The organism is Robinsoniella sp. (genome assembly GCF_034124845.1).
The window spans coordinates 1-14,457 of the sequence record NZ_JAWYAJ010000348.1 but is presented as its reverse complement, the minus strand read 5'-3'; the positions used below and the strand labels follow the sequence as shown (position 1 = coordinate 14,457).

Below are 14,457 nucleotides of genomic sequence, written 5' to 3'. Positions count from 1 at the left end.
ATTCCTGTTACTTTAACTATGATTACAAAACCTGTGAACTTTTAAACAAAACCGATTCCATTTGATTTTTAGAGTGTGATCTCACCGTCAAAAACAACCGACGCCGGACCTGTCATATATACGCGGTCCGCTTTCCGGTCCCACTCAATTTTCAAATCTCCCCCCAGCAGCTTTACGATAACCTCATCTTCCGTATAACCATTTAAAATGGATGCCACTGCTACGGCGCAGGCACCGGTTCCGCAGGCAAGCGTTTCTCCGGAGCCTCTTTCCCATACGCGCATTTCTACAGTATGCCTGTCTATAATCCGGACAAATTCCGTATTTACACGATCCGGGAAACAGGGATGATTTTCAAAACCGGGACCGATCTCCTCGATCTTCAATCCCTGTACATCCTCCATATAGACAACCGTATGGGGATTCCCCATAGAAACTGCTGTCATATGATAAGTCTTTCCATCCACGGTAACCGGCTCGTCCACTACTCTGTCTTTCTGGGAAATTACCGGTATTTTAGCAGGCTCCAGTATAGGAGCACCCATATCTACTCTAACGAAAGCCACCTTACCCTGTTCTATCGTAAGATGCAGATATTTAATCCCGCTTTTCGTTTCTATGCTGATATCAGTCTGATCTGTTAATCCATAATCATACACATATTTTGCCACGCAGCGGATTCCATTTCCGCACATTGCACCCTGAGAGCCGTCTGCGTTATACATATCCATCATAAAATCTGCCGTTTTAGAAGGTTTGATTAATATCAATCCATCTGAGCCAATTCCAAAGTGTCTGTCACTTACAAATACTGCCGTTCTGCCCGGATCTGCCACCTGCTCCTGAAAGCAGTTTACATATACGTAATCATTGCCGATTCCATGCATCTTTGTAAATTTCATCATATTCCTCCTCGCTAAAAATATGGTAATTACGGTGATAAGTATAGCATGATCTATTTAAAACCTCAATATTTTTATTCCCTTTTCATACTCCAGCCACCATATATGGTACCCCAAAAGTACGCTGAACAGTCTCAGATACTATTTCTTAATAAAATCATATACTCCTTTTTAAGCAGCTGGAAATAACAGAATTAAAGCCAGACAGCCTAATGTGATCTTGGGCTGCCCGGCTTCTGTTATCTGCTTTTCGTTTCAGTTCTGCTTCTGCAATGTGTTCTGCACTGCGATTTAGTTCTGCTTCTGCAATGTGTTCTGCACTGCGTTTCAGGTCTGCTTCTGCAATGTGTTCTGCACTGCGTTTTAGTTATTCCCGGCCTGTGTTCCACTCTGCGCTTCATCACTGATCTGCTTTCCTGCCTGATCCATATGGAATTTATCCGTATAGACCAGTTGTGATATGGGCACGATTTCATATCCTTTATCCTGAAGACCTGTAATGATCGTGTCCAGCGCCTGAGCTGTATATTTGGCACCATTGTGCATCAAAATGATTGCCCCTTTATCCAGGGCTTTGTTCTGAGTGACGGTCTGGATGATATTTTCCACGCCGTAATCCTTCCAGTCCAAGCTGTCCACGCTCCATTGGACCGGGAAATAACCGCATTCATATGCATCTTTTATCACATGATTATCATAGTCTCCATATGGCGGACGAAACAGCTGCATCTCAATTCCGGTCAGTGCTTTCACTTTATCATGTACCTTCATAATTTCCTTTTTACACTGTTCATCACTTAACTGACTCATATTTTTATGATTTTCGCTGTGATTTCCAAGATCATGTCCTGCTGCCGCAATTCGTTTTACGTCATCTGGGAAAGAATCAACCCATCCCCCTGTCATGAAAAATGTAACATGTACGTTATGTTTTGCCAGAATATCTAATATCTCCTGTGTATCTTCATTTCCCCAGGCAGCGTCAAACGACAGTGCCACCTGGTTTTTCTGGGTATCCACGCAGTAAATCGGAAGCTCCCGGCTGCCTACTCTGCTGCTCCCTGCCGTCTGCAAGGTGATTCCTCCAAAACTGTAAATTCCTCCCATTACGAGAACTGCGCACAAAAGCAGAATGCCGATTCCTCTGAATTGATGGAATTTAGTCTCTTTATCCGGGTTCGGCTCTGATTCTCTGACAACATTCTGGTTTGATTGTTTCTCACTCATATGCCACTCCTAAACATTGGTTCTGCTATAGTATATGAGACACAATTTAAGAATATAATGAGAATTTCGACATACAAGCTTTCTCGTTGATACCTGCCTGTACCGTCATAAATCTTTGTAGCAGGAAAATGTTATTCCCATCGGAATTTTTTTATGGAAATCCATATACCAATCACGGCTGCCCCAATCATTACGATACTGGGTATCAGAATATCCGTCTCTGTGCCCATGGCAAAACCTTTCAGCAACTTGATTCCCTGAGTCAGTGGAAGAATGCTGGCTGCTTTTTGCAGTGCCAGGGGCAGAATCTCATAAGGAATTGTAGCGCCCGAGAGAAACAGCATAGGAAAATATACCAGGGTACAGACGAGGTTTGCGATCTTAAGATTTTTGCATAAACTGGCTAACATCATTCCCAGTGCATACATGGATATCAGTACCAGAATATATGCAAATAGAAAACCTGTTTTTGATCCTCTCATCTGATATCCGAAAACAAACTTCATCACCAGTAAAATAGCAGTTGCGGAAACAAGCGAATTCAGGAAATTAATTGCTACCTGCACCATCAATAGCAGCATGGGGCTCACTGGTGTGACAAAAAAGTGTTTCAGTATCTTTTTATCCCGATAATCCGAAAGTCCAAGAGGAATCCCCATAAATGCGGTGGCACAGATTCCCACCGTGATCAGAGCCGGAAATGACGCTTCCAGAAAGGTGTAGGAAGCCCCCTCATAAGCCGGCTTGTCTCCACAGATAAAACCAATCAGTACGGCTATTCCAACGGGCATCAGAATGCCAAAGAAAATACCGTCTATTCCTCTGACTGCGATCTTTCCCTCTATTTTCAGCAGTTTTAAAAATGTTTTCATTTTATTTTCTCCTCTCCCATGTACCAAAGATAAGCCTCTTCCAGAGTGTCATACGGACTATTTTCAATCACGTCTTTTACCGGTCCCCATGCCACCTTTTGCCCTTCCTTTATGATGCAGATGTTGTCACAGAGAGCTTCTACCTCGTCCATATAGTGGGAAGTGAGGAAGATCGACACTCCCATTTTTTTCAGTTTTACCAGCTGGTTCCAGACCTCTCTTCTCGCCAATGTGTCTAATCCTGTAGTCAGTTCATCCAGGAAGATCACATCCGGCCCGGGGAGCAGTGCCAATAAAACTGACAGCTTCTGCCGTTCTCCTCCAGACAAGGTAGCGACGTATTGATCTTTACATTTGAAAAGACCAAACTCTTCCAGAAGTTTCTGGTAATCTTCAGGGTTTTTATATAACACTGCATTTTCCTCACATAACTCACCCACCTTAATTTTATCCTGATACGAGGTATGCTGCAGCTGTACCCCTACCCTTTCAAATAATTCTTTCCTCTTTTTTACCGGATTCATTCCCAAAATACGAACTTCTCCTTTCGTAAAAGATTTCAGTCCCAGCATACAATCGATGGTTGTGCTCTTCCCCGCTCCATTGTGTCCCAGTAATCCGAAAACCTCTCCTTCTCCTACAGAAAATGAAAGGTCTTTTACCGCAGTTTTTTCTCCAAAACTTTTACTCAAATGCCTTACTTCGATTACATTTCCCATTGCTTCTCCTTTCTTCTGCACCACATCTTACCAGGGCGTATCTGAAAATTCAATTACGCCATCTGCAATTCATTTTCCTGCAGAATACCACCTGATTCCCGGGTGGATTTCCGGTTGCAAAGGTAAGGATATATGCTCCTGCAGGGGGAGAGTCAAGCCCTATTTTCAGCAAATTTTATGACTGATAACTTCCTGTTTCTACTTTCTTGAAAACCTGGTCTGTGCTATACTGTTTTTAACAGATCCATTATCTGTCCTCAATGAAATCTGCTGTAAAAGCCATAGTTCTTGACCATAGCTGCAGTTGCCAAATAAACCCGCAGGCTCTTGCGTGTCTCTCTGCCCCCGGGAATAAATTACAACGGAGAATATTATGGAAAATACAACTCGTAATCTGTATCATGACCATTCTGACAGAGACTTCACCAGCGAAGAAATGAACCAATTTATCGATCTGGCTGTAGCCGGTGATAAAAATGCCATGGAATACCTCCTGGTCTCTGTTCAGGACCTGGTCTTTAACCTGGCTTTGAGAATGCTGGGCACAATCCCGGATGCGGAAGATGCCGTTTCGGAGATTATGATCCGCATCATGACCCATCTGGATACATTTCGTAAAGAAAGCGCCTTCTCCACCTGGGCTTTTCGCATTGCAATAAATCATTTGAAGAACTATAAAAAAAGTATGTTTGCCAAGAGACCGCTCAGTTTTGAATTCTATGGTAATGATATCCGAAACGGTGCCGCAGACGATATTCCTGATCCGGAGCAAAAGGTAGATCAGCCATTGTTAGAGCAGGAACTTAAATTGTCCTGTACCAACGTAATGCTGCAGTGCCTGGACCCGGAAAGCCGCTGCATATTCATTCTTGGAACTATGTTCAAAGCCGACAGCAAAATTGCAGGAGAAATCCTGAATATATCCCCCGAGGCATACCGCCAGAGGCTGACACGCATCCGAAAAAAAATGGCATCGTTCCTGGATGAGTATTGTGAACTTGGCAGGGAGGGTTTCTGCCGCTGTAGAAAACGCATTCCCTATGCCATGGAAACACATCGCCTGAATCCGCAGAATCTGGAATATCCATCGCTGGAGTTGCTTCCGAAAGAGCTTCTGATCAGCTGTAAGAATGCAATGGAACAGATCGATGATCTTTCCCTTGCTTTTTCTAGCATGCCCCACTACCGGACACCAGCAAATGCAAGAACTTTTTTTATGAAATTGTTAAAGACGGATTGTTATAAAATAATAGAAAGGGCCGATTGAACGACTGGAGAAATAGATGAATACACTTGATCATATAAGACATGCAGAAAGAAAATCTCACACAGACTGCTACGAGAATAACCGTCTGTTTGAAGAAGGATCCTGGCTTTTTAAACCGGTAGCTTCCGTAATGGGTATTCTTCCCCTTTTAAATAAAGAGTCTTATGTAAGAATATTGGATTTAGGATGCGGGATCGGCAGAAATTGTATTCCTGCTGCTCAATTTTTTAATAAAATACCCTGCCATATTGATTGTGTGGATTTCTTAGATTGCGCCATTGACCAGTTGATGTCCTATAGTAAAAAATATCATGTTGACAAAAACGTATTTCCTCATATTTGTACGATAGAAGATTTTCCCATACAAGTAGATCATTATCACCTTATTTTAGGAATATCATCATTGGAACATACTGCTTCTCTTCATCATTTAAAAGATTTATTAAATCATATTTACCTTGGACTAAAACTAAATGGCATTGCCTGTCTGATCATAAACAGCAGTATTACCGAAGAAAATGCTGAAGATCACACCCTGTTGGTACCACAATTTGAAATCAATCTCCCAACAGAAACCATGCAGAATCTGTTAAAACAAAGTTTCCCTAATTGCCGCATATTAAAAAGCACTGTATCCCCTCAATCTTATACAGTTCCCCGAGATAATCTACAGGTTCGGATTAACACCCAAGTAATTACTTATATCGTACAAAAACTTTAGATTCTGTACAGCATTTTATTATACTTGAAATTCCCCCTGAATACTATTATTTTTTGCATATAAACAGTGGATGGCGGCTTCCACTTATCCCTTGACATCAAGTACAATAAGCGTTATGATAGTTTCAATAACAATAATCATTACTATATTTTGAAAGGAGATTTTCGTATGAAGCGTTTAGAGAATAAAACTGCTATCATTACAGGAGGCAATTCCGGAATCGGTGAAGCTGCTGCTTTGCTTTTCGCTGCAGAAGGAGCAAACGTTGTCATCACAGCCCGGAGAAAAGAACCGCTGGACATGGTGGCTGAAAAAATCAAACAGGCAGGAGGTTCCGTTCTTTCCATACCCAGTGATATCTCAAATCCGGATAGTTTCCAGGCACTTGTTCAGGAAACCGTGGAGAAGTTTGGCACGATAGATATCCTGGTAAATAATGCAGGCGTCTTAGATACCGGACTGCTCCCGGTAGACCGTGTACAGGATGATGAATTAGACCGTGTTATGAATATCAATGGAAAAGGTACCATTCAATGCATTCGAACGGTGCTAAACGTCATGTTAAAGCAAAAATCCGGATCTATTGTAAATGTTGCTTCCGTAGCCGGGGTGAATGGTGGAGGCGGTGCGGCATATGTTGCATCTAAAGCAGCAATCTTAGGTATCACCAAACATACTGCTCTTAGGTGTGCATCCGAAGGTATCCGCTGCAATGCCCTGTGCCCGGGATCCGTAGTCACCCCTATGGGAGCCAGCGCAGCAAATGCTGCATTAGACATGGATATGCTTGGCGCTATGGCGAAACATACCGATATGAAGCTTCCAGTCTGCCAGCCTCAGGATGTAGCCAACGCTGTTCTATTTCTCGCAAGTGACGAATCAAGAGCAATTACCGGCCAGGAAATCGTGATTGATTTTGGTACCAGCCTCTAGTGTAATTACTTTGACAGTGATCAGCATCTATCGGGAAAACAAAAAGAAAGATTGACATCAAAAAAGCAACCACTAAACTTTGACCGGTTGGAGGTTGCTCATTTGATGCTTAACTAATTAACCGAGGTCAACCATTTCGCTGGCAGCACCTTTCCTGAGTTTTATTCTGCTTAAACAGCATGAAGATTTTTTAATGACACATCCAGTATCGGTGCCGAATGAGTCAGGGCACCGCTTGATACATAGTCTACACCAACGTCAATGATACTTTTAATATTTTCTTTGGTAACATTGCCGGAGCATTCGGTTTCAGCTCGCCCTCCAACCATTTCCACTGCTTTTTTCATGGTCTCCGGTGTCATATTATCCAGCATAATGATATCCGCACCTGCTTCCAGGGCTTCTTCTAACATTTCCAGATTCTCTACTTCTACTTCAATTTTTCTAACAAATGGTGCGTATTCCTTCGCCATTTGAATCGCTTCTTTTACTCCGCCTGCTGCTCCTATATGGTTATCTTTAATTAAAATTCCGTCGGAAAGATTATAACGGTGATTATACCCGCCGCCCACCTTTACCGCATATTTTTCAAAGACACGCATATTGGGAGTTGTCTTGCGGGTGTCCAGTAGTTTGGTCTTGCTGCCCTTTAAAAGATCTGCCACATTTCTGGTATAGGTTGCAATACCGCTCATACGCTGTAAATAATTTAATGCTGTTCTCTCACCGGAAAGCAGTACCCGGATATCTCCGGTAACAACTGCCAGCAGATCCCCATTTTTTACTTTATCCCCGTCTTCAAAGAACTTTTCTACCTTTACCCCGTCATCTAATAATGAAAAGACTCTGGCAAATACATCCAGTCCTGCAATAACTCCATCCTGTTTACAGATCAGATCTGCTTTTCCGGGTTTGCCCTCACGCATTACCGCATTCGTTGTAATATCCTCACTGGTTATATCTTCACGCAATGCCTGCATGATAAGATTGTCTGCATTTAATTTGGTTGTAATCTGATTCATGATATCTTTTTCTCCTTTAACCGATTGCTTAAAATATCCATTGCCGCCCGTTTTGCAAAGACAAGGCTTTCTAATAATGAATTGCTGGCCAGGCGGTTTTTGCCGTGAACACCATTACAGCTGGTTTCTCCCACGGCATATAAATGCTCCATAGAAGTCCGGCTGTCCAGATCCACATCAATGCCTCCCATAAAGTAGTGCTGTGCCGGTACAACCGGAATACACTCCCTGGTCACATCAAATCCTTCTTCCAGACAATGCTTGTAAATATTCGGAAAACGTCTGGTCACATCGATTCCCTGTATGGTCTGCATGCATAATAAAACATAGGGCATATTATCCTTTTCCATCTGCTTGTAAATTTCCTTTGTCAGCAAATCCCTGGGCAGCAGTTCATTGACAAAACGCTCACCCGCTTTATTATACAAAACTGCGCCCTCGCCCCGGACAGATTCCGAGATCAGAAATCTCCTGCCTGGTTTAGTGGAATACAGCGTTGTAGGGTGAATCTGTATGTAGTCTAAATTCTTTAGACGAATATCATGCTTCTGGGCAATTGTAAGTGCATCACCTGTTAAATGGGGATAGTTTGTGGAATGCTGATAGCGCCCTCCGATACCTCCGCAGGCAAGCACAATATCATGTGCCATTACTGCGGTTTCCTGACCGTTTTCCATTTCTATGATAACACCATAACAGTCATTATTGTGGCTTAAAATATCTGTCATGGAAGTATGCTCCATAATTGTAATATTCTTTTTATTCAAAACCTGTTTTAACAGCTTTCCGGTTATCTCTTTCCCTGTTACATCTTCATGATATAAGATCCTCGGTGTGGAATGGGCGCCTTCTCTCGTATAGCGAAGCTCTCCCTCCTCAGTTTCAAACTCCACATCATAGCCGATTAAATCAGATATGATTTCCCTGGATGAACGGATCATTATTTCTACCGATTCTCTTGTATTCTCATAATGACCTGCTCTCATGGTATCTTCGAAATAACTCTCAAAATCATTTTCATTTTTCAAAACACAGATTCCGCCCTGTGCCAAAAAAGAATCGCTTTCTTCTAATCCGGCCTTTGTAATCATCAGAATCTCCAGATAATCCGGCAGATTCAATGCATTAAATAATCCCGCTACTCCGGTTCCAACAATGAGGACATCTACATTTTTTTTCATAATGCTCCATCTTCTTCCTTACTTCGCAAGCTCCAGCATCTTTTTCAGCGGTACGTGTGCCTGTTTTATAAATGTTTCTTCCAGCTCAATGGAAGGGGTTCCTGTTTCCATTGCCCGCATGATATTTTCCAATGTAATTTTTTTCATATCCGGGCAACATTGGGTTTCATTAACAAGATAAAATTTCTTTTCCGGGTTCTGGCGCTGCAGTTCATATAACACGCCTTTTTCTGTTACAATAATAAATTCTGACGCTTCATCTCTGGCGGCATATTCGATAATCCCGGATGTACTTCCCGCATAATCTGCCATTTCAGTAACCAAAGCCTGACATTCGGGATGAACCAGAATTTTTGCTTTCGGGTGGGCATTTTTCGCTTCCCTGATTTCATCCACTGTAATTCTGGCATGAACCGGGCAGTAACCATCGTTTAATATAATATTTTTTTCCGGCACCTGAGAGGCTACATAAGTGCCAAGATGTTGATCCGGAATGAAGAAAATGTTTTTATTCGGCAATGCTCTGACTATTTTTAAGGCATTGGATGAAGTCACACATACATCGGAATGAACTTTCAGTTCTGCCGTGGAATTTACATAACAGACAACAGCCACATCCTCATATTTTCTGCGGATTTCCTCAATTTTTCCGGCATCCGCCATATGTGCCATGGGACAATCCGCCTGCATATCCGGCATTAAAACCTTTTTATCCGGATTTAAAATCTTTGCGCTCTCTCCCATAAAGCGGACACCGCAAAGTACCAGTACTTTTTCTTTTATCTTGGTGGCAATTTCACTAAGATAATAAGAATCTCCTACATAGTCTGCAATTTCCTGCACCTCATCATTCACATAATAGTGTGCGAGTATCACAGCATCTTTTTCCTTTTTTAATTCCTGGATTCTTAATTGCTTCTCGTTCATCTTAACCTCCCTTTTGTAAATGGTTCGATGAATTAGTATACCACAAAACTTTACAGGTGACAAGACAGTTGTCAATTTAAATTAATATTGACTTTAAACTGTATCTATGTTATAGTCACAGTAAGAACGGAGGCGATTACTATTGAATATCATGATCTCACCTATTTCTGAAATTCCAATTTATGAACAGATACGGGAACAGGTTACGGAACAGATTCTAAGTGGTAAGATTCCGCCAGGGACACAGCTTCCTTCCATCCGAATGCTGGCTAAGGAATGTAAAATTGGAATTATTACGGTTAAAAGGGCTTATGAAGAGCTTTGTAAGTCTGGAATTGCTGTGAGCATCAATGGAAAAGGCGTCTATGCCGCAGAACTGGATGCTGCATTTGTAAAGAATTCTTATCGCACCCAGCTGAAAGAACAGCTGAAAGACGTTTATCATTACGCAAAAACGGTGAGTTTTAGTGACGAAGAATTTATGAATCTGGTTCGGGAACTGGTAGAGGAGGAATCAATATGACATCATCAGCACTTATTATCAATGGCCTTGAAGTAGGTTTTTATGAAAATGATTTTAAATTATCGGACATCTGCCTGGAGATTAAAACAGGTACGATTACCGGCCTGATCGGTAGGAACGGCGCTGGTAAAACTACTCTTTTGAAGACAATCATAGGACTTCAAAAATACCAAAAAGGAACCATTACTTATTTTGGTACTGACAAAAGCCTTAAAAATCCGTTAATCAAAGAGCGGCTCAGCTTTACCTCCAATGCACTCTCTTATAACCCGCGGTTTTCTCCGGATCAGATAACAGATGCAGTTTCACCCTTTTATAAGAATTTCAAACATGATTTCTTTCAAAAATACCTGAATCTGTTTCATCTGAATGAAGATCAGAAGCTGGCTAATTTCTCCACGGGTCTTCAGAGGAAATTTCAGGTTTTACTTACCATTAGCTGTAATCCTGATTTACTGATTCTGGATGAACCTACTGCCAACCTGGATACCGTGTCTAAGGATGATATTCTGGAAATGGTGATGGATTTTATGCAGGATGATTGTAAATCCGTACTGTTCTCCACCAACCTGACCGGGGATGTGGAACGGATTGCAGACTATGTGGCTTTTATGGACAGTGGCAGAATTGTATTCTCCCAAGAGAAAGATGTACTTTTGGAACAATACAGGCTGTTTCACTGCCCATTGGAACAGATGGTACCGGAATTGAAAGAACATGTAATCGGTATGAAAAAAACTTCTTTTGGATATGAAGGTCTGATATCAGCCGGACATTTAGATATTGCCGGATTGAATACAAATGAAATTCGATTTGTCAGAGCGGGATTCGATGATTTTATGAGATATTTTTCAAAGGAGGATTCGTTATGATAAAAGAAATTTTAGACTATCGTAGATTGGAACGGGTTGCAGATGTGGGGCACATGCAGGTTTTGTCCTATATATTAATATGTTTCCTGCTGGGACAAACATGTCTCTTTGGAAATGGCGTTCTCTCTCTTACTTTATGGGTATTTGTATTTACCATACAAAAACTGAGAAGAGTGTACTTTGAGGAGCATTCAATTATGCGGTACGCACCGCTTCCCCGAAAAGATATTATTCAGAATTTATTAATAAAAAGCTATTTCTACTTGTTGCTGACAATCATGATTGACATGTCCGTCACCTCTGATTACCTGATATACATGTATTCTCAGAGTTCAATGCCCAGATTATTCTGTGCCCTACTCTTTTACTACTTTTGCTTTATTTTTGCCTGGTATATTGCTTTGATGATCCTGACTATTGATAATAAGATTGTTCGGTTTACACTTTTTACAGGCGAGGTCATCATTCTGATTATTGCTGTTATAAACCTTTATCCTACCCTGCATGAAAAAACCGGAGACATAATTTTATTGATAGCTCAGTCTCCTTACTTTTATCTTTATCTTATCGTTGCAGGTATCCTGGCGATTGGTACATCGGTTACCGCCATTCAACTGTTTACTTCAAAAATTTATCAGGCATAAGCATTGGTTTTTCCATTCGAAACAACACGAATCAGACGTTCAGACCCTTTATTGTAAAGGTCCATAAGCAAATACACCCAGCTTGTGGACCTTTTTATTTTTCTATTCTTTTCTCAGCAGATTACTTAATATACTTTTGGGCAAACCGGTCCACTGCATCCCAATAGGTTTTGCTGTCAGTCATTCTGGCTTCACCGTGAGCCGCGCCAGGGATTACCAGCTTTTCCTTTTCATTGGAAGCTGCATCATACAGCTGATCTAACATGGCAAAGGGTACGAAGGTGTCCTGGTCACCATGAATGAACATTGTTGGAGTATGGCTCCTGGCTACTTGTTTCACTGCACTTGCCTCTCCTAAAAAGTAACCAGCACGCATTTTAACCACAACAGAAGATACATTCAGCACCGGAAATGGCGGCAGTCCAAACATTTCATTTAACTGGTGTTCAAACTCATCCCATACGGAGGTATATCCACAGTCTTCCACCACAGCTCTTACCTGGGAAGGCAGATCCTCTTCTCCGGATGTCATCATAACCGTTGCTGCACCCATGGAAACACCCATCAGAAGTATCTGTGCATCTTCGTCATCCGATACAATGGTATTCACCCACTTTATTATATCTCTTCTTTCCGGCCAGCCCATCCCGATTAATTTTCCTTCACTCTGTCCATGCGCTCTGGCATCGGGAATTAATATATTATAGTTATTTTCGTAGAAATGTTTTCCGTAAATAGCCATATTAGATGCTTCCCCTTTATAGCCATGACACAGAACAACATATTTGTTGGAAGGCTTTTTTGCATCCACTTTAAAAGCATGAAGCTTGAGGGAATCGTCACTGGTCAGCCAAACGTCCTCGGATTCTCCGGTCAGCCAGACTGCAGCCGCTTCCTTTTCTTCATTATCCGGCGTTTTTTCCACCTCGTCATCGGATTCAACCCCATTGGTTACGGCAGGATTTAAAGCATAATTACAAAAATAATTGCCGACAAATAAAAACGCTGCTGCAAGGATCAAAACCAGGACTATTATGATTCCAATAATCAGTTTCTTTTTCTTGTTCTTCATACACTTTCTCCCCGGTCTGCGGTTGCCGCTGCTTCATTTTCCTGTACCTTATTCCGCCGCATACCCATATCAACTTGTGGTTTCATGCCTGCTGCTGTCTGCGGTTCCATTCCCGCTGCTGCCTGCCGTTCCATTCCTGCTGCTGTCTGCCGTTCCATTCCCGCTGCTGTCTGCCGTTCCATTCCCGCTGCTATTTGCGGTTCCATTCCCGCCCTGCTTACCGTTTCTGCTTCCTGTTTTTCAACCGCCACGTTGATCGTCTCACGTACAACGTATTGAGGCGTCTTATTCAGATTCAGCATGATTTTCCCGATATACTCACCCACAATTCCAAGCATAAACAAAACGATGCCAAAAAACAGGAACATGGCGCACATCAGGGAAGACCAGCCCAGTACCATCGTGGGATCCAGAATCCGGCGCACAAATACAACCAGCGCCCCAATAACACCAAGCACTGCAAAAATCCCTCCCAGCAGCATGGAAAAGCGCAGAGGAATAACCGTATAATTAATGCAGGATAAAAATAGCCGGAATAGCTTTTTAAACGTATAATTAGAAGTTCCCACCTCACGGCTGAAATGTTCAATATCCACATTTGCTATATGGTTCGTGGTGCGGTAAAACAATACCTGCAGATATAAATTATAGTTATCGTATTTAACAATTTCATCTCTGACATATTTCTTGGCAAGCCAGAAGCTGCAGGCAGTAATCCCCTTTGGCCTTTCAATCATATGCCAGACTATAAAATCGCTGATTTTACTGGTCAGATTTTTAAACCAGGAGAATTTCCGGGTCTGGTATCTGCCATAGACCAAATCATAGCCTTCATTCATTTTTTCAATAAATTTATGGATCTGGGAGGGGTGCGTCTGCATGTCATCGTCCATTCCCATAATCAGCTCTCCATTTGTATGCTGAAGACCAGCCATAATAGCATTATGCTGTCCAAAATTCTTAGCCAGGTCAATCCCTTTCACAAAAGGATATTTGGCTGCACAGCGTTTAATGGATTCATAAGTCCGGTCTTTTGAATAATCATTAACCAGTACAAACTCACACTCGTAACCATCTATTTTTTTAAATTCCTCTACACATAAATCCACAACCTTTTCAATGGTATCCTGGGAATTATAGCAGGGAATCACAATTGATATTAACATCTTTGTACTCCTTTATTTCCGTGATCAGCAAACCAGACAGGTGGCTGCATATTGCTGTAAAATATTTACTTGTGCCGTCTACATGGAAAAAACTAATATGCCTGCAAGTATGACAAGAATTCCAATTAATTTTTTCTTTGGAAAACGCTCTTTTAAAAAGAAATAACCCATTACTGATACAAATATGTAACTGGTAGATTCTAAAATAGGCGACATGGAAAGCGGCACATAGCGCAGTGCAAACATGGTCAGCAGCGTGGATAAAAAGAACAGTCCATACGCAAATATGACAAGTGGATTCAAATATTCAAACAGCATACTTTTATACGTCTTCATCGTTGCCTTTTTCAGCAGTATCTGGGAAATCGCTGAAATCAGAACAGATGTCAATAAAATACAGACAGAAAGA

The 14,457-nt window shown here is 41.7% G+C and carries 16 protein-coding genes; 6 read left to right on the top strand and 10 right to left on the bottom strand.

The window, feature by feature from the left end:
- Positions 1-68: 68 nt before the first annotated feature.
- The 4 genes from dapF to ACH2DQ_RS17520 all read right to left on the bottom strand — a co-directional run bounded on the left by dapF (position 69) and on the right by ACH2DQ_RS17520 (position 3,720).
- Complete coding sequence (gene dapF / locus ACH2DQ_RS17535) at positions 69-902, bottom strand: diaminopimelate epimerase (RefSeq protein ID WP_394915922.1); 834 nt, start codon at positions 900-902, stop codon at positions 69-71.
- Positions 903-1,265: 363 nt separating this feature from the next.
- On the bottom strand, positions 1,266-2,129 hold the full coding sequence (locus ACH2DQ_RS17530; RefSeq protein ID WP_394915921.1) for a polysaccharide deacetylase family protein: 864 nt from the start codon (positions 2,127-2,129) through the stop codon (positions 1,266-1,268).
- Positions 2,130-2,260: 131 nt separating this feature from the next.
- Positions 2,261-3,001: an ABC transporter permease gene (locus ACH2DQ_RS17525; RefSeq protein WP_394915920.1), complete on the bottom strand. Its 741-nt coding sequence runs from the start codon at positions 2,999-3,001 to the stop codon at positions 2,261-2,263.
- Positions 2,998-3,720, bottom strand: coding sequence for an ABC transporter ATP-binding protein (locus tag ACH2DQ_RS17520; RefSeq protein WP_394915919.1), 723 nt, complete (start codon positions 3,718-3,720; stop codon positions 2,998-3,000). The genes ACH2DQ_RS17525 and ACH2DQ_RS17520 overlap by 4 nt, the downstream gene beginning before the upstream one ends.
- A 373-nt stretch (positions 3,721-4,093) precedes the next feature.
- Between ACH2DQ_RS17520 and ACH2DQ_RS17515 the strand changes: the two genes are divergently transcribed.
- The 3 genes from ACH2DQ_RS17515 to ACH2DQ_RS17505 all read left to right on the top strand — a co-directional run bounded on the left by ACH2DQ_RS17515 (position 4,094) and on the right by ACH2DQ_RS17505 (position 6,641).
- Positions 4,094-4,987 (top strand): RNA polymerase sigma factor, encoded by an 894-nt coding sequence (locus tag ACH2DQ_RS17515; protein WP_395027643.1) that lies wholly within the window; start codon positions 4,094-4,096, stop codon positions 4,985-4,987.
- 16 nt (positions 4,988-5,003) lie between these two features.
- A complete protein-coding gene (locus tag ACH2DQ_RS17510; RefSeq protein WP_394915917.1) occupies positions 5,004-5,708 on the top strand; it encodes a class I SAM-dependent methyltransferase in 705 nt (234 codons plus the stop codon).
- 168 nt (positions 5,709-5,876) lie between these two features.
- The gene (locus tag ACH2DQ_RS17505) at positions 5,877-6,641 is read left to right on the top strand and encodes an SDR family NAD(P)-dependent oxidoreductase (RefSeq protein WP_394915916.1); all 765 of its coding nucleotides are present in this window, start codon (positions 5,877-5,879) and stop codon (positions 6,639-6,641) included.
- A 170-nt stretch (positions 6,642-6,811) separates the two neighbouring features.
- Here ACH2DQ_RS17505 and nadC read toward each other — a convergent pair whose 3' ends face one another.
- The 3 genes from nadC to nadA are packed head-to-tail and all read right to left on the bottom strand — an operon-like array spanning position 6,812 to position 9,771.
- The gene (gene nadC, locus ACH2DQ_RS17500; RefSeq protein ID WP_394915915.1) at positions 6,812-7,663 is read right to left on the bottom strand and encodes a carboxylating nicotinate-nucleotide diphosphorylase; all 852 of its coding nucleotides are present in this window, start codon (positions 7,661-7,663) and stop codon (positions 6,812-6,814) included.
- Positions 7,660-8,844, bottom strand: coding sequence for an L-aspartate oxidase (locus ACH2DQ_RS17495; protein WP_394915914.1), 1,185 nt, complete (start codon positions 8,842-8,844; stop codon positions 7,660-7,662). The genes nadC and ACH2DQ_RS17495 overlap by 4 nt, the downstream gene beginning before the upstream one ends.
- An 18-nt stretch (positions 8,845-8,862) precedes the next feature.
- A complete protein-coding gene (nadA, locus tag ACH2DQ_RS17490) occupies positions 8,863-9,771 on the bottom strand; it encodes a quinolinate synthase NadA (RefSeq protein WP_394915913.1) in 909 nt (302 codons plus the stop codon).
- Between the two features lie 151 nt (positions 9,772-9,922).
- On the opposite strand from nadA, the gene ACH2DQ_RS17485 reads away from it, so the two are divergent.
- Genes ACH2DQ_RS17485 through ACH2DQ_RS17475 form a run of 3 tightly spaced genes read left to right on the top strand, consistent with a single transcriptional unit; the run spans position 9,923 to position 11,810 of the window.
- The gene (locus tag ACH2DQ_RS17485) at positions 9,923-10,294 is read left to right on the top strand and encodes a GntR family transcriptional regulator (protein ID WP_394915937.1); all 372 of its coding nucleotides are present in this window, start codon (positions 9,923-9,925) and stop codon (positions 10,292-10,294) included.
- Positions 10,291-11,166 (top strand): ATP-binding cassette domain-containing protein, encoded by an 876-nt coding sequence (locus ACH2DQ_RS17480; protein ID WP_394915912.1) that lies wholly within the window; start codon positions 10,291-10,293, stop codon positions 11,164-11,166. Before ACH2DQ_RS17485 ends, ACH2DQ_RS17480 begins: the two co-directional genes overlap by 4 nt.
- A complete protein-coding gene (locus tag ACH2DQ_RS17475; RefSeq protein WP_394915911.1) occupies positions 11,163-11,810 on the top strand; it encodes a hypothetical protein in 648 nt (215 codons plus the stop codon). The genes ACH2DQ_RS17480 and ACH2DQ_RS17475 overlap by 4 nt, the downstream gene beginning before the upstream one ends.
- A 121-nt stretch (positions 11,811-11,931) precedes the next feature.
- Here ACH2DQ_RS17475 and ACH2DQ_RS17470 read toward each other — a convergent pair whose 3' ends face one another.
- From ACH2DQ_RS17470 to ACH2DQ_RS17460, 3 genes are all read right to left on the bottom strand, one after another.
- On the bottom strand, positions 11,932-12,882 hold the full coding sequence (locus ACH2DQ_RS17470) for an alpha/beta hydrolase (RefSeq protein WP_394915910.1): 951 nt from the start codon (positions 12,880-12,882) through the stop codon (positions 11,932-11,934).
- Positions 12,879-14,048, bottom strand: a complete 1,170-nt coding sequence (locus ACH2DQ_RS17465) for a glycosyltransferase family 2 protein (RefSeq protein ID WP_394915909.1) — start codon at positions 14,046-14,048, stop codon at positions 12,879-12,881. The genes ACH2DQ_RS17470 and ACH2DQ_RS17465 overlap by 4 nt, the downstream gene beginning before the upstream one ends.
- Before the next feature lie 78 nt (positions 14,049-14,126).
- Positions 14,127-14,457: EamA family transporter (locus ACH2DQ_RS17460; RefSeq protein ID WP_395027637.1), on the bottom strand; the 331-nt coding region annotated here is incomplete at its 5' end.